19 protein-coding genes and 1 tRNA gene are annotated in these 24,932 nt (G+C 59.5%); 3 read left to right on the top strand and 17 right to left on the bottom strand.

Annotated elements, in window-relative coordinates; genetic code table 11:
- Window positions 1-16: 16 nt before the first annotated feature.
- From uvrA to LPB405_RS08570, 9 genes are all read right to left on the bottom strand, one after another.
- Window positions 17-2,905, bottom strand: a complete 2,889-nt coding sequence (gene uvrA / locus LPB405_RS08610) for an excinuclease ABC subunit UvrA (RefSeq protein ID WP_219101299.1) — start codon at window positions 2,903-2,905, stop codon at window positions 17-19.
- Between the two features lie 127 nt (window positions 2,906-3,032).
- Window positions 3,033-3,806 carry an MBL fold metallo-hydrolase gene (locus tag LPB405_RS08605; protein ID WP_257604910.1) on the bottom strand — a complete coding sequence of 258 codons (774 nt, stop codon included), beginning with the start codon at window positions 3,804-3,806 and terminating at the stop codon, window positions 3,033-3,035.
- A 1,284-nt stretch (window positions 3,807-5,090) separates the two neighbouring features.
- On the bottom strand, window positions 5,091-6,803 hold the full coding sequence (locus LPB405_RS08600; RefSeq protein ID WP_219101295.1) for a formate--tetrahydrofolate ligase: 1,713 nt from the start codon (window positions 6,801-6,803) through the stop codon (window positions 5,091-5,093).
- 231 nt (window positions 6,804-7,034) lie between these two features.
- Complete coding sequence (locus LPB405_RS08595) at window positions 7,035-8,084, bottom strand: zinc-dependent alcohol dehydrogenase family protein (protein WP_219101293.1); 1,050 nt, start codon at window positions 8,082-8,084, stop codon at window positions 7,035-7,037.
- Between the two features lie 319 nt (window positions 8,085-8,403).
- Complete coding sequence (gene nrdF / locus LPB405_RS08590; RefSeq protein ID WP_219101292.1) at window positions 8,404-9,381, bottom strand: class 1b ribonucleoside-diphosphate reductase subunit beta; 978 nt, start codon at window positions 9,379-9,381, stop codon at window positions 8,404-8,406.
- Between the two features lie 147 nt (window positions 9,382-9,528).
- On the bottom strand, window positions 9,529-11,709 hold the full coding sequence (nrdE, locus tag LPB405_RS08585; protein WP_060824704.1) for a class 1b ribonucleoside-diphosphate reductase subunit alpha: 2,181 nt from the start codon (window positions 11,707-11,709) through the stop codon (window positions 9,529-9,531).
- Window positions 11,682-12,209: a class Ib ribonucleoside-diphosphate reductase assembly flavoprotein NrdI gene (gene nrdI, locus LPB405_RS08580; protein ID WP_219101289.1), complete on the bottom strand. Its 528-nt coding sequence runs from the start codon at window positions 12,207-12,209 to the stop codon at window positions 11,682-11,684. The genes nrdE and nrdI overlap by 28 nt, the downstream gene beginning before the upstream one ends.
- Window positions 12,210-12,283: 74 nt before the next feature.
- Complete coding sequence (gene nrdH / locus LPB405_RS08575) at window positions 12,284-12,508, bottom strand: glutaredoxin-like protein NrdH (protein ID WP_005505794.1); 225 nt, start codon at window positions 12,506-12,508, stop codon at window positions 12,284-12,286.
- A gap of 773 nt (window positions 12,509-13,281) precedes the next feature.
- The gene (locus LPB405_RS08570; RefSeq protein ID WP_219101287.1) at window positions 13,282-14,391 is read right to left on the bottom strand and encodes an App1 family protein; all 1,110 of its coding nucleotides are present in this window, start codon (window positions 14,389-14,391) and stop codon (window positions 13,282-13,284) included.
- Between the two features lie 177 nt (window positions 14,392-14,568).
- Here LPB405_RS08570 and LPB405_RS08565 point away from each other — a divergent pair, with 177 nt between their 5' ends.
- From LPB405_RS08565 to LPB405_RS08555, 3 genes are all read left to right on the top strand, one after another.
- Entirely contained in the window at window positions 14,569-15,684 is a 1,116-nt protein-coding gene (locus LPB405_RS08565) for a polysaccharide deacetylase family protein (RefSeq protein ID WP_219101285.1), read from the top strand.
- Window positions 15,685-15,917: 233 nt separating this feature from the next.
- Window positions 15,918-16,658, top strand: a complete 741-nt coding sequence (locus LPB405_RS08560; protein WP_219101283.1) for a DsbA family oxidoreductase — start codon at window positions 15,918-15,920, stop codon at window positions 16,656-16,658.
- 304 nt (window positions 16,659-16,962) lie between these two features.
- Window positions 16,963-17,448, top strand: coding sequence for an excalibur calcium-binding domain-containing protein (locus LPB405_RS08555; RefSeq protein WP_219101281.1), 486 nt, complete (start codon window positions 16,963-16,965; stop codon window positions 17,446-17,448).
- 108 nt (window positions 17,449-17,556) lie between these two features.
- Here LPB405_RS08555 and LPB405_RS08550 read toward each other — a convergent pair whose 3' ends face one another.
- The 8 genes from LPB405_RS08550 to nadD all read right to left on the bottom strand — a co-directional run bounded on the left by LPB405_RS08550 (window position 17,557) and on the right by nadD (window position 24,580).
- On the bottom strand, window positions 17,557-17,829 hold the full coding sequence (locus tag LPB405_RS08550; protein ID WP_231917957.1) for a hypothetical protein: 273 nt from the start codon (window positions 17,827-17,829) through the stop codon (window positions 17,557-17,559).
- A gap of 45 nt (window positions 17,830-17,874) precedes the next feature.
- The gene (locus tag LPB405_RS08545; RefSeq protein ID WP_219101279.1) at window positions 17,875-18,861 is read right to left on the bottom strand and encodes a polysaccharide deacetylase family protein; all 987 of its coding nucleotides are present in this window, start codon (window positions 18,859-18,861) and stop codon (window positions 17,875-17,877) included.
- Between the two features lie 295 nt (window positions 18,862-19,156).
- The gene (locus tag LPB405_RS08540) at window positions 19,157-20,557 is read right to left on the bottom strand and encodes a glutaminase (protein ID WP_219101277.1); all 1,401 of its coding nucleotides are present in this window, start codon (window positions 20,555-20,557) and stop codon (window positions 19,157-19,159) included.
- A 355-nt stretch (window positions 20,558-20,912) separates the two neighbouring features.
- Window positions 20,913-21,878 (bottom strand): cation diffusion facilitator family transporter, encoded by a 966-nt coding sequence (locus tag LPB405_RS08535; protein WP_219101275.1) that lies wholly within the window; start codon window positions 21,876-21,878, stop codon window positions 20,913-20,915.
- A 112-nt stretch (window positions 21,879-21,990) separates the two neighbouring features.
- A tRNA-Ala gene (locus tag LPB405_RS08530) sits at window positions 21,991-22,063 on the bottom strand.
- A 203-nt stretch (window positions 22,064-22,266) separates the two neighbouring features.
- Window positions 22,267-22,704 carry a ribosome silencing factor gene (gene rsfS / locus LPB405_RS08525; protein ID WP_005505774.1) on the bottom strand — a complete coding sequence of 146 codons (438 nt, stop codon included), beginning with the start codon at window positions 22,702-22,704 and terminating at the stop codon, window positions 22,267-22,269.
- Window positions 22,705-22,770: 66 nt separating this feature from the next.
- The gene (locus LPB405_RS08520; protein ID WP_219101272.1) at window positions 22,771-23,838 is read right to left on the bottom strand and encodes a sulfite reductase subunit alpha; all 1,068 of its coding nucleotides are present in this window, start codon (window positions 23,836-23,838) and stop codon (window positions 22,771-22,773) included.
- Window positions 23,831-24,580 carry a nicotinate-nucleotide adenylyltransferase gene (gene nadD, locus LPB405_RS08515; RefSeq protein ID WP_219101270.1) on the bottom strand — a complete coding sequence of 250 codons (750 nt, stop codon included), beginning with the start codon at window positions 24,578-24,580 and terminating at the stop codon, window positions 23,831-23,833. Before nadD ends, LPB405_RS08520 begins: the two co-directional genes overlap by 8 nt.
- Between the last annotated feature and the right edge of the window lie 352 nt (window positions 24,581-24,932).

The following is a 24,932-nucleotide window of genomic DNA, read 5'->3' as shown; positions in this document are numbered from 1 at the left end:
TAGTTCAGGATCTGGGCTAGTTCAGGATCTCAGCAAGGAACGCGCCGGTGTGCGAGCCCTTCACCTGAGCTACCTGTTCCGGGGTGCCCTCGGCGATGACAGTGCCGCCGCCGCTACCGCCTTCGGGGCCCATGTCGATGATCCAGTCGGCGCACTTGACCACGTCCAGGTTGTGCTCGATGGTGATGACGCTATTGCCCTTGTCGACCAGCGATTGCAGCACGGCGAGCAGCTTGCGGATGTCTTCAAAGTGCAGGCCGGTGGTCGGCTCGTCCAGCACGTAGATGGAGCGGCCGTTGGAGCGCTTCTGCAGTTCGGTTGCGAGCTTCACGCGCTGCGCTTCACCGCCGGAGAGGGTGGTTGCGGGCTGACCCAGGCGAATGTAGCCCAGGCCCACGTCCACGAGGGTGTTTAGGTGGCGCGCAATCGGGGTGAATGCGGCGAAGAACTCTGCGGCTTCTTCCACGGGCATTTCGAGCACGTCGGCGATGGTCTTGCCCTTGTAGTGCACTTCGAGGGTTTCGCGGTTGTAGCGCTTGCCGTGGCAGGTTTCACAGGGTACGTACACGTCCGGCAGGAAGTTCATTTCAATCTTCAGGGTGCCGTCGCCGGAGCAGTCCTCGCAGCGGCCGCCCTTGACGTTGAAGGAGAATCGACCCGGGGTGTAGCCGCGCATTTTCGCTTCGCTGGTCTCTGCGAACAGCTTGCGGATGTGGTCGAACACGCCGGTGTAGGTGGCGGGGTTCGAGCGCGGGGTGCGCCCAATGGGCGACTGGTCCACGTGAATGACCTTGTCCAGGTGTTCCAGCCCGTCGATGCTCTTGTGGCGGCCGGGTACCTGCTTGGCGCCGTTGAGCTTGTTCGCCAGGGAAGTGTACAGAATGTCGTTGACCAGGGTGGATTTGCCCGAGCCGGACACACCGGTCACCGCGGTGAACACGCCTAGGGGGAAGGACACGGTCACGTTCTTGAGGTTGTTTTCGCGGGCGCCGCGCACGGTCAGCTGACGCTTCTTGTCCACGGGGCGGCGGGAGGCGGGCACCTCAATGCTGCGGCGGCCAGCCATGTAGTCGCCGGTAATGGACTTGGTGTTCTTCAGCAGCTCCTCAAAGCTGCCGGAGTGCACGATTTCGCCGCCGTGCTCGCCGGCGCCGGGTCCTACATCCACGATCCAGTCGGCTTCGCGCATGGTGTCTTCGTCGTGCTCGACCACAATAAGCGTGTTGCCCATATCGCGCAGCTTAGTCAGGGTTTCGATAAGGCGGCGGTTATCGCGCTGGTGCAGGCCGATGGAGGGCTCGTCGAGCACGTAGAGTACGCCGACCAGGCCCGAACCGATCTGGGTTGCGAGGCGGATGCGCTGCGCCTCACCACCGGAAAGCGTACCGGCGGAGCGTGAGAGGGTCAGGTAGTCCAGGCCCACGTCCAGCAGGAACTGCAGGCGGGCATCAATTTCTTTGAGGACCTGCTCGCCAATCTTGGCTTCGCGGGCGGTCAGCTGCAGGCCGCGCACGAAGGCGAGCGCGTCAGCCAGGGACAGGTCGGTAATGTCTGCGATGGACTGGCCGCCGACCTTCACCCCGAGGATGGTCGGGTTCAGGCGCGCGCCACCGCAGGAGGGGCAGGCGACCTGGCGCATGTACTGTTCGTAGCGGTCGCGGGCGAAGTCCGATTCGGTTTCTTCGTGCTTGCGCTTGATGTACGCCTTCACGCCTTCGAACCCGGAGGTGTAGCGGCGTTCGCGGCCGAATCGGTTGCGGTAGGACACCTCAACCTTGTAGTCCTTGCCGTCCAGAATGGCGGCGCGGGTCTTGGCGGGCAGGTCCTTGAAGGGGGTGTTCAGGTCAAAGCCGAGCTCCTCCCCCAGGCCTGCGAGCAGGCGCAGCCAGTATTCGGTGGTTGCTTTGCCCTGCGACCAGGGTGCGATAGCGCCCTCGCCGAGGGTCAGGTCGGGGTTGGGTACGAGCAGTTCGGTGTCTACTTCCAGGCGCGAGCCGATGCCGTCGCAGGCGCTACATGCGCCGAACGGCGAGTTGAAGGAGAAGGCACGCGGCTCGATGGTGTCGATCTGCAGCGGGTGGTTGTTGGGGCAGGCGAGGTTTTCGCTGAAGGAGCGGGTGCGTTCGGGGTCGTCCTGCTCGCGGTCCACGAAGTCGATGAGCACGCGGCCGTCGGCGAGCTTGAGCGCGGTTTCGATGGAGTCGGTGAGGCGCTGGTGAATACCGTCCTTAATGACGATGCGGTCGACGACCACCTCAATGGTGTGCTTGTACTGCTTGGCGAGCTTGGGCGGGTCGGAGAGCTGCACGGTTTCGCCGTCCACGCGGGCACGCGAGTAGCCCTGAGTCAGCAGGTCCTTGAAGAGGTCAACAAACTCGCCCTTACGTGCGCTGACGACGGGCGCGAGAATCTGCAGGCGGGTGCGTTCGGGGTACTCCTGCAGAATGTCCACGATCTGCTGCGGGGTCTGCTGGGTGATTTCTTCGCCACATTCGGGGCAGTGCGGGTGACCAACTCGTGCCCAGAGCAGACGCATGTAGTCGTAGATTTCGGTGATGGTACCGACGGTTGAGCGCGGGTTTTTGGAGGTGGACTTCTGGTCGATAGACACCGCCGGGGAGAGGCCCTCGATGAAGTCTACGTCGGGCTTATCGACCTGTCCGAGGAACATACGCGCGTAGGAGGACAGCGACTCAACGTAGCGGCGCTGACCTTCCGCAAAGATGGTGTCGAAGGCGAGGGAGGACTTACCTGAGCCGGAGAGGCCGGTGAAGACGACCATCGCATCACGCGGAATGGTGAGGTCTACGTTCTTGAGGTTGTTTTCGCGGGCACCCTGAACCCGGATACTGGTCAGGTCGTTCGCTTTGAGTGCGGTGCTACCGTGTGCCGGGCGGGGTGTCATCGAAAATCCTTTCGTTTTATCTTCGAACTTAAATTCTACACCCTCACACCTTTCACCAGCGGGATTATGCGGGCGGTGAAGGCATGAGGGTGCAGTACTTACTATGAGGCGGACTGGCAGGCGCGGTTTACCAGCCGCGGGTTCCCCACTCTTCCAGGTGAGGGCGCTCATCGCCGAGGCTGGTGGAGCGGCCGTGGCCGGGCAGCACGATGGCGTCGTCTTCGAAGCCGCCGAAGAGCTTTTCGAGCACGTTGGAGAAGAGCTCACCGAACTGCTGCGGGGAATCGGTCTTGCCCACGCCGCCGGGGAAGAGGGTGTCGCCGGTGAACAGCAGGGTTGCGGGAGTGCCGTCTTCCCAGGTGGTTTCGAGGGTGTAGACGATGGATCCGGGGGTATGGCCGGGCACGTGCAGGGCGCGGATGACGGTGTCAGAGAGGTAGAAGTCGAAGCTTTCGCCGCCGGTCAGTTCTTCTTCGACAGTGTAGTCTTCCAGTTCCTTAATCTCAGCAGCGTCGGCTGCACCCGCGGAGGTCACGGCACCGGTGAGGCGGTCGAGCTCCTTAATAGCGCGGATGTGATCCCAGTGGCCGTGGGTGACCAGGATGCCGGTCAGACCGATCGCGCGGGGCCTGATGGAGTTGAAGTCCTCTTCCCTCTCCATAACGCGCACGCGGCGTTCTTCGCCGTCTGCCAGTTCGAGCTGCGGGCAGTCGTTCAGGAGCGCGTCGAGAGTGAAAGCGTAGAGTTCTTCTGCGTCGTCTGCGGGGTCGATGAGCACCTGCTCGCCGGTGGCACGCATGGTGATGAGGTAGACGCTGTTGTCCATCTCGGAGACACTAAACGCACGGACGGTCAGTTCGGGGTTCTCAAAGATGAGGGTGGGTTCGGGGTAAGTAGTCATAGTTCCAGTGTAGGGGTTGTGACCGCACAGCATGCGCCTATGCGGTTCGCTCCCCTATCAGCGCATTCGGCGTTGAACGCGCGGGATACATGTACGGGTTGCATGTGTGCGGGATGCACAGGGAACAGATTCTGGAGCATGCTCGGTACGGATTAGGTTCCGGCTGGATTCCGCCCGGCTGAGGTTCCACTGAAATTCAAAAGTTAAACAGAGAAGCGACTGCGCATCGATACACAGTCGCTTCTCATGACACCCAGGGGTATCTATCACTCACTCAAACACAAGCAACCCGAGGACTTTGGAAATCTCACGATTACTTGATGACTCAATAGTAGCGAACTTTTTGGGGGCTGTTTTACCACCCAATTTGGTACGGAGAACCAGATTTAGTGACCCGCACCTCATTGTAATCATTCTGTAATAAAAACAGGTGTTTTTTAGGGTATCCATACGTACCAATTTCATTTTTTTCGAGTTTTAGCGTGACTTATTTCACCCAAAATAATTTTAGAATTTCCCCCTTTTGGCACTTCGGTGCACCTTTAACCTAAGCTCCACACTCGGCAATCCCAAAGGTTCAATACCCAGTTTTAGCCCGGTATTCTGCGGAAGTAGAGGGTTAAGGTGAAAGTATCTTCAAGTACTTGCAACTTCATAAGCGGGAAAAAATGTACTGCTCACCGTTCAAAATCTACACAATTATTCGCGCGAGGGCAAAATCAATTGGTCTGTTTTACCCCTGTAGGTACCCCCTAAAGTAGAGGTTTTATTACAAAACAATAACATCAGCCCCACTTTCAGGTTCACTGAGTGCACCCATTAAAACCCCTTTCAAAAAGCAAAATACCTAGTCAATGCCGTATTTTCACAAAATGCAAGACAGTGTGTCACTAAAAAATCAACCTCTACAGATTGTTTAATAAAACCTGACCTTCAAGCACAAATAGAGCCCAATTATTAACCAGCACGTACCAATTCCGCCCTCAAAACAAGCGCTCTAGAAGCCTCAATGAAAGGCTGAAAGACCCCTCCATCAGGGGTTTCAGGATCCTTCACTCCTCTGGTGCCACTCCTCTGGTGCAGCCTAGTTTCATTCTGTTTTCAAGAGCTCCGCTCCCCCGCCCTCAAGCGTTGCATACCTCGTATTCGCCCCTCATGCTTCCATGTATCTGGGGCAGAGCACTCCACAAAAGCGCCACCGGGCACAGCAAAGGCGGCGCCCCTCCCCCGCTGTGGGGAGGGAGCGCCGCCTCCACTAGCTATAGATCAGCCGGAATAGTCGCCTTAGGACAGGCCGACCATCACGCCGTTCTCGTCGAAGCCAATGCGCTCAGCTGCGGGGCTCTTGCTCAGGCCCGGCATGGTGCGCATGGTGCCGCAGATAGCGTAGACGTAGCCAGCACCTGCAGCCAGGCGAACCTCGCGCACGGGCAGGGTCCAGCCGGTCGGTGCGCCCTTCAGAGTTGCATCCGAAGAGATGGACAGGTGGGTCTTCGCAATGACCACGGGCAGGTGCGAGTAGCCCAGCTCAGCGAAACGCTTCAACTGCTTAGCGGCAGCGGGAGCAATGGAGATGCCGTCCGCGCCGTAGACCTTGGTGGCGACCTTCTCGATCTTGGTCTCGATGGAGTCCTCAAGATCGTAGGTGTACTTCAGATCCGAAACGTCGTCACATGCCTCAGCAACTACGTTTGCCAGGTCGGTGGTGCCCTTACCGCCTTCAGCCACACCGCGGTGAATAGCGACGCGAGCGCCAGCTTCCTCAGCGATACGGCGGATGGTCTCGTGCTCGGACTCGAAGTCGGTCGGGAACGCGTTGATTGCCACGACCGGCTGAACACCGAAGTTGCGCACAATCTCGATGTGCTTCTTCAGGTTCTCTGCGCCCTTCTCCACGTCGGAGGGGCTTTCCTGCAGCATGCCTTCGGGCAGGGGCTTGCCCGGAACGATCTTGTACAGGCCGGAGTGGGACTTCAGGGAGCGCACGGTGACGACGAGCACTGCGGCGTCCGGCTTCAGGCCGGAGACGCGGCACTTGACGTTGAAGAAACGCTCCGCACCCATGTCGGCGCCGAAGCCAGCCTCGGTAATCACGTAGTCGGAGTACTCCAGACCAACGTAGTCGGCGACCACGGAGGAGTTACCGGTTGCGATGTTGCCGAAGGGACCCGCGTGAATCAGTGCGGGGGTGTGCTCCAGGGTCTGCAGCAGGTTCGGGTTGATAGCGTCTGCCAGGATGACGGACATTGCGCCGTCAGCCTTCAGGTCGGCTGCGGTGACGGGCTCACCGTCGTAGTTCAGGCCGATCACGATCTTTGCCAGGCGCTCACGCAGGTCCTTGAAGGAGGTTGCCAGCGAGAGAATCACCATGATTTCGGAGGCACTGGTGATGTCGAAACCAGTCTGGCGGGTCACGCCGTCCATGCGTTCGCCCAGGCCCACGACGATGTTGCGCAGGGAGCGGTCGTTCATGTCGATAACGCGGCGCCACTCGATTGCGCGCGGGTCGATGCGCAGCTCGTTGCCGTGGTGCAGGTGGTTGTCAATCATGGCGGCAAGCAGGTTGTGTGCTGCGGTGACGGCGTGGAAGTCGCCGGTCAGGTGCAGGTTCAGCTTCTCCATGGGAACGATCTGGGAGTAGCCGCCGCCTGCTGCGCCGCCCTTGATGCCGAAGGTCGGGCCCATTGCGGGCTGACGCAGAGCCAGGATTGCCTTGCGGCCGGTCTGTGCGAAGCCCTGTGCGAGGGAGACGGAGGTTGCGGTCTTACCTTCACCGAGCGGGGTGGGGGTGACTGCGGTAACCACGATGTACTTGGAGCCGCGCTTGCGGGCGGTCTCTGCGTTGGTGGTTTCGTCGAGGAGGACCTTAGCAACATACTTGCCGTAGGGTTCAAGGCGATCTTCGCTGATGCCGTTGTCCGCTGCGATCTTGTTGATGGGCCACAGATCGGCGGCAAGTGCGATTTCGAGGTCGGAAGGGAAAGGCTTCTTCGTCATTGTCATCCTTCGAGTTGTACGAATCATGCTCTTTTATTCTATGCCTTAGCTCACGCATTTGTCCCTCACCTCGCCGAACTCCGACAAATAAACCCGATTTTTAATGCACTAATCCCCGCGACCGGTACCCTACGCTCACGTGGAACGAACAGGGTCGGTGCGGGGATCAGTAGCGCATACACGCCGGGTTGCCGGTACAGAAGACACAAGAACCGGCGATACGAGCGGCTATTACGGCATGGTCAGCAGAACCTTGGTGGCGGTACGCTGGTCCATTGCCTCGTAACCCTTAGCTGCCTCGTCGATGGGCAGAACCAGGTCGAATACCTTGCCGGGCTCAATTTCGCCCTTGTAAATCAGGTCGATGAGGGTCGGCAGGTACTTGCGCACGGGGGCGGGGCCGCCCTCCAGGTGAACCTGCTTGTCGAAGAGCTTATCGGTGCCGATGGCGCTGTCGTGCGGCACGCCCACGAAGCCGATGTAGCCGCCGTGGCGTACGCAGCCGAGTGCCTGGTCGAAGGACTGCTGGGAGCCAACAGCCTCCGCAACGCCGTGTGCGCCCACGCCGTCGGTGAGTTCCAGAACCTTGGCGATACCCTCTTCGCCGCGCTCTTCCACGATGTGGGTTGCGCCGAATTCCTTAGCAAGCGCCTGACGTTCGGGGTTGCGGGACATGATGATGATCTTCTCCGCGCCGAGCTGCTTAGCGCCGATGACTGCGCTCAGGCCGACTGCGCCGTCACCAACAACGACGATGGTCTTGCCGGGGCCTGCCTGCGCTGCGTCTGCTGCGTACCAGCCGGTGCCGAGCACGTCGGATGCCGCCATCAGGTGCGGGATCTGCTCTTCGGTGGGGGCTGCGGGGGTCTTGACGAGGGTGCCGTCTGCGAAGGGTACGCGGGCGTATTCTGCCTGGGTGCCGTTGGAGCGCATGCCGATGTAAGTGTCGCCTGCTGCGATTGCCTTGAGGCAGCGGGAGGGGTAGCCTGCGGTGCAGGTTTCGCACTCGCCGCAGGAGATGCAGAAGGAGCCTACGACGAAGTCGCCGGGGGCTACGGTGGTGACCTCGGAGCCGACTTCTACGACCTCGCCGATGTATTCGTGGCCCATTGCGCGGTGATCGACGGGCTCTGCGTCTGCGCCGCGGTAGGGCCACAGGTCGGAGCCGCAGATGCAGGATGCTGCGAGCTTGATGATGGCGTCGGTGGGTTCGAGGAGGGTAGGCTTCTCGACCTCGTTGACGACGACCTTGCCGGGGGCTTCCATGACGACTGAACGCATGGGTGTTCCTTTCGGGGTTGCGGGATAGTAGTCCAACAGTACGCCCCGCACCCCGATATATCAATAATTTTTTATGCTACGGGGTGAAGACAAAAATTCCGACAATCTGAACCCGCAAAACTGCTCCCACTCCCCCGCTTCCCCAGCGCTTCCACACCAGGTTAAACCGGGGGATCCTGGGCATCCCGGCACGTTGAATAGCCCGGTTAAACGGCGGAACCCCCGCGCATCCACAGTGGATACGCGGGGGTCGGTTTATCTCAGCCTGATATCTCAAGGCGAGAAAGGGCTTAGAAGTCCCAGGATAGAAGTCTCCGCCTTAGAAGTCCCAGTCCTCGTCCTCGGTGTTCACAGCCTTACCAATCACGTAGGAAGAGCCGGAACCAGAGAAGAAGTCGTGGTTCTCATCAGCGTTCGGGGACAGCGCCGACAGAATCGCCGGGGACACGTTAGTCACGGACGCCGGGAACATCGGCTCGTAGCCCAGGTTCATCAGAGCCTTGTTAGCGTTGTAGTGCAGGAACTTCTTAACGTCCTCGCTCCAACCCACACCGTCGTACAGGGAGTGGGTGTACGCCACCTCGTTCTCGTACAGTTCGTACAGCAGGTTGAAGGTGTACTCCTTCAGCTCTGCCTGACGCTCCGCGGACTCCTTCGCCAGGCCGCGCTGGAACTTGTAGCCAATGTAGTAGCCGTGCACTGCCTCGTCACGAATAATCAGACGAATCAGGTCAGCGGTGTTGGTCAGCTTCGCGTGCGAAGACCAGTACATGGGCAGGTAGAAGCCCGAGTAGAACAGGAAGGACTCCAGCAGAGTGGAGGCAACCTTCTTCTTCAGCGGGTCGTCACCGATGTAGTAGGACAGAACAATCTTCGCCTTCTTCTGCAGGTGCTCATTCTCAGATGCCCAGCGGAACGCCTCGTCAATCTCCTTGGTGGAGGCGAGGGTCGAGAAGATCGAGGAGTACGACTTTGCGTGTACGGACTCCATGAACGCGATGTTGGTGTACACTGCCTCTTCGTGCGCCGTCACAGCGTCCGGCAGCAGGGACACAGCACCGACGGTACCCTGGATGGTGTCCAGCAGGGTCAGACCGGTGAAGACGCGCATGGTCAGCTGCTTCTCTTCTTCGGTCAGGGTCTTCCAGGAGGGCACGTCGTTGCTCAGCGGCACCTTTTCCGGCAGCCAGAAGTTACCGGTCAGACGATCCCAAACCTCAAGGTCCTTCTCGTCCTCAATACGGTTCCAGTTGATAGCCTCAACCGCGTGGTCGACGAGCTTCACCTTTTCGCTCATTAGTAATTCTCCGATTCTTAAAGGGCGGTTACGGTCCCACGCGCGCCCAGCCAGTCGCGCAGGCGGGTTTCGTGTTTACCGTAACCGCCCCTTCCAGTCTTTAGTTATAGTGTGCCAGCTCAGGCTGAATGCGTCACAGCATTCGGGCTAGAGCATGCAGGATACGCAACCTTCAACCTCGGTACCCTCAAGAGCCATCTGACGCAGACGGATGTAGTAGATGGTCTTGATGCCCTTACGCCATGCGTAAATCTGGGCGCGGTTGATATCGCGGGTGGTTGCGGTATCGCGGAAGAAGAGGGTCAGCGACAGGCCCTGGTCCACGTGCTGGGTTGCCACAGCGTAGGTGTCGATGATCTTCTCGTAACCAATTTCGTAGGAGTCCTGGTAGTACTCCAGGTTGTCGTTGGTCATGTACGGCGCCGGGTAGTAGACGCGGCCGAGCTTGCCTTCCTTACGGATCTCAATCTTCGAAGCAATCGGGTGAATCGAAGAGGTCGAGCCGTTGATGTAGGAGATGGAGCCGGTCGGCGGAACAGCCTGCAGGTTCTGGTTGTACATGCCGTACTGTGCCACGTCAGCAGCCAGCTGGATCCACTCTTCACGGGTGGGGATGTGGTGCTTAGCGAACAGTTCGCGGGTACGCTCGGTCTGCGGTGCCCATTCCTTCTCAATGTACTTTGCGAAGAACTCACCGGATGCGTACTTCGAGTTCTCGAAGCCCTCGAAACGCTGGCCGCGTTCCTTAGCAATCTGCATGGAGGCGCGAATTGCGTGGTAGGCGACGGTGTAGAAGTACATGTTGGTGAAGTCCAGTGCTTCTTCGGAACCGTAGTAGACGTGCTCGCGTGCCAGGTAGCCGTGCAGGTTCATCTGGCCCAGACCCACGGCGTGGCTCATGTTGTTGCCGCGCTCGATGGAGGGTACGGAGCGGATGTCGGACTGGTCGGAGACGGAGGTCAGCGAACGAATCGCGGTTTCCACGGTCTTGCCGAAGTCGTCGCCGTCCATGGTCAGTGCAATGTTCAGCGAACCGAGGTTGCAGGAGATGTCCTTACCGACGGTCTCGTAGCCGAGGTCAGCGTGGTAGGTGGACGGCTCAGAAACCTGCAGGATCTCGGAGCACAGGTTGGACATGATGACCTTACCGGCGATGGGGTTCGCGCGGTTGACGGTGTCTTCGAACATCACGTACGGGTAGCCGGACTCGAACTGGATCTCTGCGATGGTCTGGAAGAACTCGCGTGCGTTGATCTTGGTCTTGGTGATGCGTGCATCGTCGACCATCTCGTAGTACTTCTCGGAGACGTTGATGTCGGAGAAGGGCACGCCGTAGATGCGTTCCACATCGTACGGGGAGAAGAGGTACATGTCCTCGTTCTTCTTTGCCAGCTCGAAGGTGATGTCGGGGATGACAACGCCCAGGGAGAGGGTCTTGATGCGGATCTTCTCGTCAGCGTTCTCACGCTTGGTGTCCAGGAAGGCGTAGATGTCGGGGTGGTGTGCGTGCAGGTAGACGGCACCGGCACCCTGACGTGCGCCGAGCTGGTTTGCGTAGGAGAAGGCGTCTTCCAGCAGCTTCATGACGGGGATAACGCCCGAGGACTGGTTCTCAATCTTCTTAATGGGCGCACCGGATTCGCGCAGGTTGGTCAGGGCGAATGCCACGCCGCCGCCGCGCTTGGAGAGCTGCAGTGCAGAGTTGATGGAGCGGCCGATGGACTCCATGTTGTCTTCCATGCGCAGCAGGAAGCAGGAGACGAGCTCGCCGCGCTGCTTCTTACCTGCGTTGAGGAAGGTCGGGGTTGCCGGCTGAAAACGGCCGGAGATGATCTCGTCGACGATGTCTTCGGCAAGCTTCTCGTTGCCTTCTGCCAGCAGCAGCGCGACCATGCAGACGCGGTCTTCAAAACGCTCCAGGTAGCGCTGACCGTCGAAGGTCTTGAGCGCGTAGGAGGTGTAGAACTTGAAGGCACCCAGGAAGGTCGGGAAGCGGAACTTCACGGCGTAGGCACGCTTGAACAGGTTCTTAATGAACTGGAAGTTGTACTTGTCGAAGAGTTCCGGCTCGTAGTACTGGTTCTCGATCAGGTACTCGATCTTCTCTTCCAGGTCGTGGAAGAAGACGGTGTTGTTGTTGACGTGCTGCAGGAAGTACTGACGTGCAGCCTGACGGTCTGCATCGAACTGAATCTGGCCGTTCTCATCGTAGAGGTTCAGCAGTGCGTTCAGCTCGTGGTAGCTCATACCCTTGAACTTCTCGGGCACGCTCTTGCCGCTGTGGCTCGCACCGAGAGTTTCTAGTGCTGAGGGCAGTTTTGCGTCCAAAATGCTTCCAATCCTTCGTTGACTTTTTCTACATCTGAATCGGTGCCCATGAGCTCAAACTTGAAGAGCACGGGCACATCGCACTTCTTGGCGACAATGTCTGCCGCGATACCGAAGAGCGGACCAAAGTTGGTGTTGCCGGAGCCAATCACACCGATCATGTGGTTGCGATTTTGCTCCACGTTCAGGAATTTAACCACCTGCGGGGGAACGTTACCGGCGCCTTCAGGCTTGCCGTAGGTGGGGACGACGAGCACGAACGGCTCATCAAGAATGAGGGTGTCTTCGCCGGTGCGCAGCGGCAGGCGGAGGCGGCGGGCACGGATCTTCTCCACGAACTTGTGGGTGTTACCGGAGATGGAGGAGAAGTACACGATGAGCGGCGCGGTGTCGTCCAGGACCTCGGTCGCTCGACCCTCGGAGGCGTTGCGTGCATCCATAAGAATCTTGCGGATTTCTGCGTGCTCGTCGACGGGATTGGGCGTGAGGGTGGTACTCAATGTGTACTCCTTATTCTCGTGTGCCGGTGTGAGTTCCGTGCCGATTCCCGTTGGTGCGGGTTTCGGCTGGGTTGTTACGCTGCCAGAGCGTTGATCTTGTCGGGCTGGAAGCCGGACCAGTGCTCGTCGCCTGCGATGACGACGGGTGCCTGCATGTAGCCGAGGGACTTGACCATTTCGAGGGCCTGAGCGTCTTCGGTGATATCAACCTTGGTGTAGCTGATACCCTTCGCGTCGAGGGCGCGGTAGGTCATGTTGCACTGGACGCACTGCGGCTTGGTGTACACGGTCACTACCATGGGAATGCCTCTTACTTTCTCCCGCTCAGGCGGGGTTATCTCGTGAATGAATCTGGCGTGTTTCGTCTGCGGTTCACCACGTGGTGTTGACGGTGAGCGCGGTGCCGTCCGCTACCCCTCCTAGTGGGGTGTGGCGGTTTCCTGCGCGGGGGCAGGGCGCTCAAAAGTGCCGTAGTGGTGGAACCGAGTATTAATACTACATCTAGTGTCGAGATTTTTCTGCACCACAAGATGATGTGGTGTGAGGGGCGTGTTTCGTTCGATAAACCCACAGCTGAACCCACTTAAGAGGGGGTGTCTACAGCTTATCCACACCCTGCCGCGGGGCTAGTTCGTTGGATTTTCGCGGGGTGTGCCGGGTTATCCACAGGTGGGGTTTAAGTTGGTCAGGATTTTTAAGGGTTCATAAGCCCGCCAAGTTGAGGTTCAGTTAACCTCATGTATGCTTTCGGGGGCATAAAACCCGGCAGATTCGGGCTTGATTTTAAAGAGATCTTAACTCTCACGCGTTCTTACGCGGAACGGCGCGGTTTTAAAGCAGAACGGACTTTCTTAAAGGCGAGGGTTAACCCCCTTCGAGCGGCTTTAAGCTGTGTGATTAAAGCTGTAGAAAAGATTTTTAACTCTTTTTGATGAGCCGGTGTGTCGTGGGTTTATGTTGGTTAATTCCACTGAAACAGCAAAACCCACCGCATATACCGGTATTTCGCGGTATTTGCGGTGGGTTTACAGGCCATAGGCGCAGGTTTTAGCAACCGGCGAACAGTGACCGGCTAGAAATCGATCAGGCCCAGCTCACGCAGCTTCTTGCTCAGCGTTACGCCGTCTGTGGCTTCAATCCACAGCGGCGAGCGCATCATCTGTTCAGCACGGTAGTCGCTCCACACGCGACCGGAGGCGAGCATGGTCTCCCCCACCGTCAGGTTGCGGATGACGATTGCCGCCACGTTGTCCGGGTAGCGTACCGCGAAGCCGTTGTAGATGTACGGGTCGCGCTGGCCGTCGTCACCGACGAGGATCCATTTCATCTGCGGGAATTCCTCGGCGAGGCGGCGCAGGGAATCGACCTTGTGGTTGGTTCCGGAGCGGAACCAGCGGTCCGGGGTGGGGCCCCAGTCGGTGAGCAGGAACGTGCCGCGCGGGTAGCCGTTACGGCTGAGGAAGCGGCGCAGGGTCGGGGTAATGTTCCAGGCGCCGGTGGATAGGTACATGAACGGCGCATCCGGGTGGCTGCGGCGGATACGGTCGGTCATGACCGCCATGCCGGGGGTGGGGATGCGTGCGTGCTCGTCGAGGATGAAAGAGTTCCAGGCGGCAACCAGGGGGCGCGGCAGCATGGTGACCATGACGGTGTCGTCGACGTCCATGATGACGCCGAGCTTCTGGCTTTCGGGAACGATGTAGACGCTGGTTGCTACGGCGCGGGAGCCGGGCACATACATGATGACTTCGTGCATGCCGGGTTCCAGGTCGATGCTGAGTTTGACGTCGAGCACGCCGCCGCGGTCGGTGTACGCCTCGTGCTTGGTACCGTCGATGACGATGGTGACGGGTGCATCGGACATTGCGGTTGCGGTGAAGGAGCGCCAGCCGCGCATGGGGTTGGCGGTGTCTTGGGTGCCTTCTACAACCTGTAGCAGGCGTTCGAGGTTGACCGTTTTGTAGAGTGCGCGGGCGATGACGCGGACCCAGCCGGGGTTTCCGTCGGAGGCAGCGCGACCGTAGCCTTCGGTGGGCACGAGGATAGGCTCGCGACCGGCAGCGATGGCACGCTTTTCGCGCCACCTGTGCAGCCGGTCTGCAACACGGTAGCCGATGTTGACAGCCTCGTCGGCAGCATCGTTCACAAGGTTGCGCAATTCGTGAGTGCCCAGATTCTCCATCCCACTAGTGTAGCGGAGCGTTACCGGCTTGCGGCTTTAGGATTTTGTGTTCTTATACCTAGTTTTTATACCTATTAATACTGTGGTGCTGAGCGCGGGGTGTGATGTGCACATTATTTAGGGTGTATTCGCTGTTCAGATTCGTTCCTTGCAGGTGGGGGCGTTATCCTGGAGAGTATGACCCACTCACAGCCTAACCGCCGACTTTTTGTGCTCGGCACTGCTATGCTTCCGCTGATTGCTGCCTGCTCGAAGAAGTCGAATGACTACGACGGCACCAGCGGTAATTTCACTCCGTATCAGGCTGGCGGCGAGACCTCTGCTGCTGCTACTCGCCCCGCACCCACGAATTCGCCGACGGTTGCCGCTGCTGGCAACCCGGTTGATAAGCCGCGCGAATGGCCCGGTATCGGCAACTCCCTCATTGGTGACGGCAAGTATGTTGCGTGGACTGTTGATGACGGCGCAAGCCCGGAGGCGATTCGCGGCTACGCTGAGTTCTCGAAGCGTACGAATACTCGCCTGACGTTCTTCATTAACGCTTCTTACACCGGTTTTAAGGAGCATGTGTCGTTGCTGCGTCCGCTGGTTCAGAGCGGCCAGATTCAGGTTGCGAACCATACCTACAGCCACGCTGATCTGACCACCCTGGATGCTGAGGGTGTGAAGGAAGAGCTACAGCGTAACGAAGACGAGATTATGAGCATGTTCGGTGTCTCGTCGAAGCCGTACTTCCGCCCGCCCTACGGCCGCTATAACGATGCGGTGCTGAAGGCGGCCGGTGAGATTGGTTTTACCCGCCCGGTCATGTGGAACGGCACTACCGGTGACGAGGCGAAGACCAGCTCCCGCGTGATTTACATGCGCTGCATCCGCTACATGCTGCCGCAGCAGATCGTGCTGGGTCACCTGAACTACGAGACGATCATCCCGATCCTCGATAAGGTGAAGGGCCTGCTCGATGACCGCGGCCTGACTGCGGTGACGGTTCGTGACTACTACGGTGACGCATCCGAGGAAGAGATTAAGGCGGCGGCACCTTCGCCGACTCCCACCCCGGAGGAGCACACCCCGTCCCCCGAGGCGACCACGGAGGCAGCTACCCCGGAGCCGACCACTGAGGCTCCGACTCAGGCACCGACCACCCGCTATGAGGATGAGGTTGCGGCTAGCCAGCAGGCGACGACCGCTCCGGCGGCAACGACTGCTCCGGCTGCTCGTGCGACCACGGCACCGGCGGCTACTACGGCGCCGGCGTCTTCGCAGAGCGCTTCGGCGACTGCCCGCCGATAGGTTGGTGTAGACCTTTCCTGGTGAAGCCCCCTTGACCCGGTTCCCGTGCAGAGATTCTGTACGGACCGGCGCGAGGGGGCTTTGCCGTGCCCTGCGGGAATACGTACTGGGGATAAACCCGGCGGGAATAATCGCGGGTAATAGCCGCGGGAATAAGTACGGCAGCCGGGGCGTTAGGTGAGCGTAGAACGGCGGCAGTGTGCCGCATCCGAGTGTGAGAGGAATAGACGACAATGCGTATTGATATTTGGTCCGATATTGTGTGCCCCTTCTGCTACGTGGGCAAGCGTAACCTGGAGCTGGCGCTCGCCGAGTTTGAGCACCGTGACGAGGTTGAGGTGGTGTGGCATAGTTTTGAGCTGGATCCGTCGGCTACGGAGCATCCTGCCGGTTCGCTGCCTGAGCTGATTGCGGGCAAGTATCAGATGCCGCTGGAGCAGGCGATTGCGAGCCAGGAGTCGTTGGCGGAGCGTGCCCGCGAGGTGGGTTTGGATTTCAATTGGCGGCAGGCGCGGTATGGTAACACGTTTGATGCGCACCGTGTGATTCATTATGCGGCGGAGCAGGGTTTGACGTCGGCGGCGCAGGAGGCGTTTAAGCTGGCGTACTTTACGCAGGGCCGTTCGGTGCAGAATCACGAGTCGATTCTGGATATTGCTTCTGAGATTGGTCTGGATACTGCCGAGGTTGAGGCGGTGTTGAAGAGTGACCGTTACGCGGCGGATGTGCGTGCTGATGAGCAGTTGGCGCGTCAGCTGGGCATTAATGGTGTGCCGTTCTTTTTGATTGAGTCGAAGTGGGCGGTCAGTGGTGCGCAGCCTGCGAAGATGCTGGTGCAGGCGCTGCGTCAGGTGTGGGAGGAGACTCACCGTGTGGAGTTCCTGAACCCGCTGGCGGGCGCGGCTGGTGACGGCGCGGGTGCCAATGCTGCGGAGGCGGGTCCGTCCTGCGATGTGAACGGCAACTGCTCCTAGCGGCGGCTCTGGGCAATGGTTCTGGGCAATGGTTCTGGCTAGTGCTGCCCGCTAGAGCTATCCCAGTGGGGGCGCTACTCCCCTAGTGTCCCTGGCTGGTGCCCCCAGATATAGCGAAGCCCTCTTGTGCCGGTTCTTGGCTAAACCGGTACGAGGGGGCTTTACTATGCCCGCACGTTACATCTTCCCTTGTGAGAAATTTTTGGGGGCTCAATATTACCTGCGGATGGGACCGTTTTCCTTTACACTTGAGTGTGTGTTCTACGGTGAACACCCTTGTCCACTCACTTTATAAAGGAATATTGTGTTGAAAATTCACACCGCGACCGCTGGTGTTCTTGCGGGTGCTCTGCTGCTGACCGGCTGCTCTTCGTCTATTCGTGCTCCGAAGGTCACGCCCTCCGCTTCGTCATCGTCGACGTCTGCTTCTGCGTCCGCTTCCGTTTCGGCTACCCCTAGTTCTTCTCCGACGCCGAGTGCGTCTGCGACTCCTTCGGAGTCTCCTTCTCCGACGGTAACCCCGTCTCCGGTTCCGACGACTGAGGCTCCCGCGCAGGCTCCCGCTGCTGAGGCACCTTCCGCACAGGCGCCGGCGGCTGAGGCTCCTGCTCAGCAGGCACCGGCACAGCCTGTTCAGCAGGCTCCGGCGCAGTCGAGTGTTTATTACAAGAATTGTGCTGCAGCTATTGCGGCAGGTGCGGCACCGTTGCATCGTGGCGAGCCCGGTTACCGTCCTGGTCTTGATTCCGATGGTGACGGCGTGGCGTGCGAGCCGAAGAAGAAGCGCTAGGCTTCTGTCCAAACTAAGAACGAAGCCCCCTCGTACTATTTCTAGTACGAAGGGGCTTCGTCATATCAGCCTAGAATCCGCGCGGGGTCAGAACCTGCGGAAGCAGGGTTAGCGCGGCTGGTAGGCGCGGGCACGCTCAGCGCGAGCACGGCGCGCCTCCGCATCCTGCAGGACCGGCACCAGCATACGCACCAGCTGGCCCATACCGCGCACCACCAAATTCAGCCACAAACCCACAGACCACACCGCCGCCACACGCGGATGCCCCGAGCGCACCCACCGCACACCCAAAAAAGACAGCGAATAATACAGCAGAAGCAGCAGCGACTCACGGAAACGGTGCACCTGCCGAAGGATAGGGTTCTGAGGAAGCTTCATCATGCCTCCCAGTATACCCACCGGAACCCCCGCCAGGACTCCCCCGCGCTACCCGTAATAGTCACGAATCGTCACCGTCGTCAACCCGCGCCGATCCAACAACGCCCGAATACGGTCCAGCTCAGATACCACACCCCGATAATTCAAATGCCCAATCACAATATGCTGAGCCAACGCATACTTCTCCGCATAGGCATACACCTCAGCCGAAGAAATATTAGACGAATCCGCCAACGACCCGTACCACAGAACCGGGCGCGTAAAACCACACGACGCCGCAGCCGCCAACACGCGCGCATCATAATACCCGTACGGCGGGCGGAAATACGGCTTCGAAGACACCCCAAAAAGCCGCCTAATCTCCTCATCATTACGGGTCAATTCCTGAACAATCTGCTCATCCGTCAGGCTCGTCAACGCCGCATGACTATACGTATGGTTCGCAATCTGCAACTGGCCGCTCTTCACCAGCGGCAACAACAGGTCACGATGCTGCCTAAACGCCGGGTACTGACCGTTGATAAAGAAGGTGAGGCGCGTGCCGGTACGGCGGGAAAACTCCGCGTAGGCGCGTACCACCTCCGGGTCGGCGCCATCATCGACCGTCCACGCAATATACTTGCCCTCACCGGGCAGGCCGGTCTGCGGGCCAGTCCAGGCACGAGCTTCGGGAACCGGGTTCGACGAGGTCGCAGTCGCAGAAGCGGTCTTAGATGCCGCGGCGGTCGGAGATGCAGTACCCGTTGCGGAGCCAGATGCGGAAGGGGTAGCCGCCGAGCTTGCCGAAGGGGTTGAAGAAGGGCTCGCCGACGCACTACCGGATGGGGTATTCGACGGGGTACAACCGGTGAGACCAAGACCCAGCACGCCGAAGCCCACCGCGCCCAGGCCAAAGGTACCAACGTGTTGTAAGAGTTCCCGTCGCCCCATGGAGGCGCGGGCAGAAGCACCCGCCACCGCCCGGTCAGCGGTGGGATCAGTAATAGCGGATTGACGAGTAGTGATAGGTGTTTCTGAGTGTGGAACAGTGTTCATATTACGAGTGTATGATGAGATTGCCGTCAGCTATCGAAAAATTCAAAATATTACTTAATGATTAACAACGGCACTATTAAAGAACCTTTATACACGTTCAGTCCACTCGCTCACCGAAGAGCACGCTCAGCACACTAAGCTACCCGCACGCCAGATAATCCAGGTACAGCGCAAGGTGCAATTCTAGGTAAGCACAGCAAGGCCCCTCCCCCAGAACACGTTCATAACGCGCCCGGGAAAGGGGCCTCAATATATAAGTTCACACAATCGTACATCCAAGTACGTGGAGAGAAACCTACTCGGACTCCGAAGCTTCCCGCTGCTCCGCCTGAACGGAATCCAGCGCATTCAGCGCCTCCAGCGCTGCAGCCTCCGCCGCTTCTTCGGCGTCCGCCTCAGCCACACGCTCAGCATCCGACTCAGCAGAGGTCACCGCCGCCGGGTTCGTCAGAACCTTCACACCCATGCTGCGCAGCGCATCCGTATTCGTGATTGTCTCGTCATTATCAATCAGGTATACCTTGTACCCGTCATTCCGCAGACGACGCATCAGCTCCAGGAGCATGCTCTGAGCGACCTCATCCACCGCGTACACGCGAGTCACATCCAGGGCGACCTTCGAACCCTCCATCGGGGATTCCACAATCTCACGGATCACGCGCTCCACACCCGCAAAACGGATACGGCCCTGCAGCTGAATCAGGCGCATCGACTCGTCCCCCGAACCGATCTGGTAGTTCGCGCGCAACGCCGAACGAGCCACGGTCGGCACGTTCATCACGTGCATGCCCATGTCATCAGAGAACTGTTCGAACAGCTCCACGCCGCGCACACTGTTACCGTGACCGTCAAGGCGCGGCGAGAACGTCGCCACACCCAGCTGACCGGGCACCGCACCAATGATGCCGCCGCCCACGCCGCTCTTCGCCGGCACGCCCACCTGGGTCGCCCAGTCGCCCGCCGCGTTATACATACCGCACGTGAACATGACGCTCAGCACCTGACGCACCACCGTCTTAGGAACCACCTGCTCACCCGTCACCGGATGCACACCATAGTTCGCCAAAGTCGCCGCCATCAACGCCAAATCCTTAACCGTCACCATCAGCGAGCACTGGCGGGTATAACCCTGCACCGCCACGGTCGGGTCGCCGGTCAGGATGCCGTGGCCGCGCAGCATGTGCGCAATCGCGTAGTTGCGGTGCGCGTGCTCCAGCTCAGACTCGTACACGCGCTCGTTCACCGACAGGCGGCGGCCCGCAAACGCAGACAGACCAGAAATGACGCGCTCCATGCGCTCGCCCTGAGTCGCACCGGGAGGGCCCACCAGCGAATGGGTGGTAATCGCGCCCGCGTTAATCATCGGGTTCAGCGGCTTACCGGAGCCGTCCTCCAGGGACAGCTCGTTGAACGGCTCACCGGAAGGCTCCACGCCCACCTTCGCAAGCACGTCATCATAGCCGCGGTCCGCGAGCGCCAGGGCGTACACGAACGGCTTAGAAATCGACTGGATCGTGAACTCCACATCGGAGTCACCGGCGGCGTACTGCTCACCATCAACCATGGCGATGGACGCGGCAAGCTTGTCCGGGTCCACGGCGGCAAGTTCCGGAATGTAGTTTGCCAGCTCACCGGAGGTATCAGAAGCGACCGACTCGAGGGTCTCGGTCAGGTAAGTGGCAATAGGTGAATGCATAGTGTTCCGTATCTGCTGCTAATCGTGGTTGTTCTCGTCAAAAATTTCAGGATGCGCCCGCCCACTGTTCCGTTTCGGCTAGGCTGAGGCGCTCATCGTTGCAGGCTGCCGCGGCTACCTAACTAAAGAATCTGCCAGCGAGCCTGTCAAAGTGTGTGGGTGGCAAGCGCCTTTTACTCCCTAAAGAGTGTATCTTTTGCGTGTTGAAGCCACCAAATATAACGGTCGCCTCTCCCCCGCTATCTCTGGTTCTGGTACCTGTTCTGGCTTGCTATTTCTGCTCTATCTACCGCGGCGGGCAGCACCGCCGACGAAACCCGGACAAAACCTACGCGAGCCAGCCTACGGGCACAGCTTACGGGTGGCGAATCGAAGCCGGCTCACGGCCACCCAGCTCGGCGGTCTCCAGCTGAAACGTCGAATGCTCTACCGACACCTCAAAATGGCTCGCCACACACGAACGGATATGGTCCAGAATCGTCACCGCAGACCCGTCATGGAAGCATGAATCGGCAACCACCACGTGCGCGGTCACCACCGGCAGACCGGTCGCCACCATCGAGGCGTGCACGTCGTGCACCTCCACCACGCCCTCAACGCGGAGCATGTGCTCACGCATCGCGTCCAGGTCCAGGCCGTCCGGGGTGAACTCCATGAGCACCGCCGTGGTCTGCTTCATCAGACGTACTGCACGCGGCACAATCAGCGCCGCAATAAATAGACCCGCCAGGGCATCCGCCTGGTAGAAGCCGGTCAGCCAAATCACGATAGCTGCCACAATCACGCCCAGCGAACCCAGGGCGTCATTGAGCACCTCCAGGAACGCGGCACGCATATTGAAGTTCGCGTTCCTCGCCGTAGCCAGCACCGCAATGCCGATAGCGTTCGCCACCAGGCCAACCACACCAAAGATCAGCAGCTCGGTGCCGGGCACCTCCGGCGGGGCGAACAGGCGATGCACGCCCTCCACCGCCGTGTAAATACCCACCGCCAGCAGCAGCACCGACTGCCCGAGGGCGGCAAGCACCTCAATACGGCGGAAACCCCACGTACGGCGGGACGTCGCCGGGCGCGTCATCAGCGAAGCCGCAGCGAGCGCCACCAGCAGGCCGGACGCGTCCGTAATGGCGTGCGCCGTATCAGTCAGCAGCGCAAGACTTCCCGTGACCAACGAACCGATCGCCTGCGCCAACACAATAACGACCGCCAAGCTGAACGCAATCAGCAGGCGCGGACGCATCGAGGCGGCCTCCTCCGGGCTCGGGGCATGCGAATGATCGTGGTGATGCCCGTGGTGGCCGTGATGTGCGTGCGCTCCCATGCGCTTCTCCTCAACTATGAACTGCGTTGTTGACTATCGAGAGTTATCGGCAGATAGCAAAATCGCCCGATTCACAAGAACCGGGCGAAAAGCTCCTCAACCGAGGAAAACGTGGAGATAAGGGGACTCGAACCCCTGACCCCCTGCATGCCATGCAGGTGCGCTACCAGCTGCGCCATATCCCCATATTCAGTTAGTGACCTCAACGAGGCAACATGAATATATTACACACACCACGGACAACGATGCAAACCAGCGCACCCAAAAATCCAAAAAAGTTCCGGGGCAACCGGGCATGCAGAAATACCCGCAAACACGCCGAAAGGGGCGGACCCGCGGCACCATACAGCGCCAGCAGAGCCCACCCCTCATCAGCTAAAAATCAAGCTTACGCCTCATCCTGAGCGGGAATGATGCGCGCAGCATCTTCCTCAGTCTCACCCTCAATGTCGAAGGGAGCCTCGTTCTCAACCCCCAGCTCAATACGCGGGGCCTCAGCCCACAGACGATCCAGAGCGTAGAACTCGCGGTCCTCCTCATGCTGAACATGCACGACAATATCGCCGAAGTCCAGCAGAATCCAACGACCCGAGGAACGACCCTCACGGCGGACCGGCTTCAGGTCAGCCTGCTCACGCAGAGCGTCCTCAACCTCATCCGCAACAGCGTTCACGAGGCGCTCATTGTGGGCAGAAACCACCAGGAAGCCATCAATCAGACCCATCGCGTCGGAAGCATCCACAGCGAACAGGTTAGTTCCCTGCTTCTCCTCCGCAGCGCGGGCGGCAATGCGCAGAGCCTCAATCGAGGACTGTGCAGCAGTCATATTTTCCTTCCTTGCCGGCAGAACACCCGCCGGCAGCACCCGCAACAGGGGTGCATTGTTCACGGCCTACTTAGGGCCAAAAATCATAATCAGACCAACAACGACCAGGGCGAGCAACAGCACAATCCACAGCCACGCCAGGGAGGCCTTCTGCGCAGGCTGCAGAACCTCTTCAGCCTTCTCAACAGCGCCCTTAGAAGCGGACTCCTTGGAAGCCTCAGCGGAAGGTACCGGAGCAGACTTGGACTCAGCAACCTTAGAATCAGCAACCTTGGACTCTGCACCCTTCGCGGCTTCCTCAGACTCCTCAGCTTCCTCGGTGACCTCTTCAACCAGGGCAGCGGACTCCTCGGGATCCTGACGATCCACCATGCGCTGCAGCAGCTCCTCAACCTCATCCGGGCTCAGAGCAACGGTCGGGTCACCATCCACCGAATCCACGGTATCCCCTGCGGAGGCGCTATCCAACACGCTCAGGTCAAGACCCTGCGCGTTCACAGCGCTCACGCGGGTGGGCAACTCGTCAGCAGACTCTTCAACCTCAGCAACCTCAACGGTCTCTTCCTCAACGGAAGCAGCCTCGGTCTCCTCAACCTCAGCGACGGAGCTGTCCAGCTCCTCAACCTTCGGCTCATCGCGCACCAGGTACTGGTGCAGTTCAGGCTCCGGCTTCTCTTCCTTGACCACGGCAATGACAGGGATTGAAGAAGTCATCGGGTTATCCACCGCAGAGGGGCTGGTCGCATCCACACGGTTCTGCGCGATCTCTTCGGGACGCAGAATACGCAGGCTACTGGTCAGAGGAGCAGGCTCGTGCAGCTTCTCCTCATCGTTCGCCTCAGTGTCAATCTTGCCCTGCGCCGCCAGCGCCGCAAAACGACGCTGAACAGCCAGAACCTGCGGGTCAATAGCGTCCGCATGAATCACGGAGCCCATGTTCGCAACAGGCTTCGCGGGCTCACCGCGGCGGGCTGCACGCAGGTACTCGGCAACTTCTTCACGGTAGCGGGCAAGACGGCGCGGACCCATCACCTTAGTAGGCGGCGGCACCTCAATGCCGTCCTCGGTCACGTACGTCTCGTAGAGGTACGCTTCGTCCTCGCTATAGGGCTTCGAACCCGTAGCTTCACTCATGTGTTCCCTCATTATTCGTCGATTGGGGTGTCTGACCAGACTCATCCTTCACGCGGGGCAAGCCGTCACGGTACGCCGTCAAAGCGTCCTTCTTGTACAGGCCGTACTTAGCAATGTACTGCACCACACCATCGGGCACCAGGTACCAGATGGGGGCGTCTTCAGCTGCGCGGCGACGAATATCGGTCGAAGAAATCGCCATCGCAGGAATCTTCAGGGTCGTAATATGACGACCCTCAGCCAGCGGCGGATCCAGCTCATGATCGGGGCGGGTCACACCCACAAAAGTCGCCAAATCCCACAGCTTATGGGCATTGCGCCAGGTCATAATCTGGCTAATCGCGTCCGCACCGGTAATGAAGAACAGGTCAGCATCCGGGCGCAGGGCGCGCAGCTCGTTAAGCGTATCAAAGGTGTAGGTGGCGCCGCCACGGTCAATATCAATACGGCTCACCGTAAAACGAGGGTTCGACGCGGTCGCAATCACCGTCATCAGGTAGCGATGCTCAGCGTCACTCACGTGCCGCTCCCCCACCTTCTGCCAGGGCTGACCGGTCGGAACGAAAACGACCTCATCCAGGTCGAACACGGCGGCAACCTCGCTGGCCGCCACCAGGTGTCCGTGGTGAATCGGGTCAAAAGTTCCACCCATCACGCCCAGACGCACCCGACCGGGGGTACGCGGGGGAATCGACTCGGTGCTCGGGGCACCAAAATCAAGGTGAACAGGCTGGTCAGTCACAAATGCCGTCCTTGCTGGGACAGAGACCGCACCACGGCAACTTAAAGAGCCACCACAGGTGCGGATGCGGGCAGGTACACAGAAGGTACGCAACACCGAAAACGGTGCCCGCGTACATTCCCCTCTATGCTACCTTCTTACGGTCAAAAACACCGAAATGACGGGGGTGAGCTAAGCCGCCAGTGGAATACCCAGCCAGCACGCCCACCCGCAGGCTCACCCGCATGTTCCGACACGCACATCCGGCGCGAGCGGGCAACCACAGAACCTACAAGAAAGCACCGCACGCAAAAGAAAGCGCCGCGCACCGGAGCCAAACCCCGGTGCGCGGCACCATTCACTGTCTAAGTAA

It is taken from the genome of Rothia mucilaginosa (assembly GCF_019334805.1).
GTDB lineage: Bacteria > Actinomycetota > Actinomycetes > Actinomycetales > Micrococcaceae > Rothia > Rothia mucilaginosa_C.
Note: the sequence above shows the minus strand (reverse complement) of the source record. Positions and strands in the feature narration are given on the sequence as shown.

Coding starts and splice junctions, on each gene's coding strand:
- uvrA (WP_219101299.1), bottom strand. CDS start 2,905: ATGACACCCCGCCCGGCACACGGTAGCACCGCACTCAAAGCGAACGAC.
- LPB405_RS08605 (WP_257604910.1), bottom strand. CDS start 3,806: ATGACTACTTACCCCGAACCCACCCTCATCTTTGAGAACCCCGAACTG.
- LPB405_RS08600 (WP_219101295.1), bottom strand. CDS start 6,803: ATGACGAAGAAGCCTTTCCCTTCCGACCTCGAAATCGCACTTGCCGCC.
- LPB405_RS08595 (WP_219101293.1), bottom strand. CDS start 8,084: ATGCGTTCAGTCGTCATGGAAGCCCCCGGCAAGGTCGTCGTCAACGAG.
- nrdF (WP_219101292.1), bottom strand. CDS start 9,381: ATGAGCGAAAAGGTGAAGCTCGTCGACCACGCGGTTGAGGCTATCAAC.
- nrdH (WP_005505794.1), bottom strand. CDS start 12,508: ATGGTAGTGACCGTGTACACCAAGCCGCAGTGCGTCCAGTGCAACATG.
- LPB405_RS08570 (WP_219101287.1), bottom strand. CDS start 14,391: ATGGAGAATCTGGGCACTCACGAATTGCGCAACCTTGTGAACGATGCT.
- LPB405_RS08565 (WP_219101285.1), top strand. CDS start 14,569: ATGACCCACTCACAGCCTAACCGCCGACTTTTTGTGCTCGGCACTGCT.
- LPB405_RS08560 (WP_219101283.1), top strand. CDS start 15,918: ATGCGTATTGATATTTGGTCCGATATTGTGTGCCCCTTCTGCTACGTG.
- LPB405_RS08550 (WP_231917957.1), bottom strand. CDS start 17,829: ATGATGAAGCTTCCTCAGAACCCTATCCTTCGGCAGGTGCACCGTTTC.
- LPB405_RS08545 (WP_219101279.1), bottom strand. CDS start 18,861: ATGAACACTGTTCCACACTCAGAAACACCTATCACTACTCGTCAATCC.
- LPB405_RS08540 (WP_219101277.1), bottom strand. CDS start 20,557: ATGCATTCACCTATTGCCACTTACCTGACCGAGACCCTCGAGTCGGTC.
- LPB405_RS08535 (WP_219101275.1), bottom strand. CDS start 21,878: ATGGGAGCGCACGCACATCACGGCCACCACGGGCATCACCACGATCAT.
- rsfS (WP_005505774.1), bottom strand. CDS start 22,704: ATGACTGCTGCACAGTCCTCGATTGAGGCTCTGCGCATTGCCGCCCGC.
- LPB405_RS08520 (WP_219101272.1), bottom strand. CDS start 23,838: ATGAGTGAAGCTACGGGTTCGAAGCCCTATAGCGAGGACGAAGCGTAC.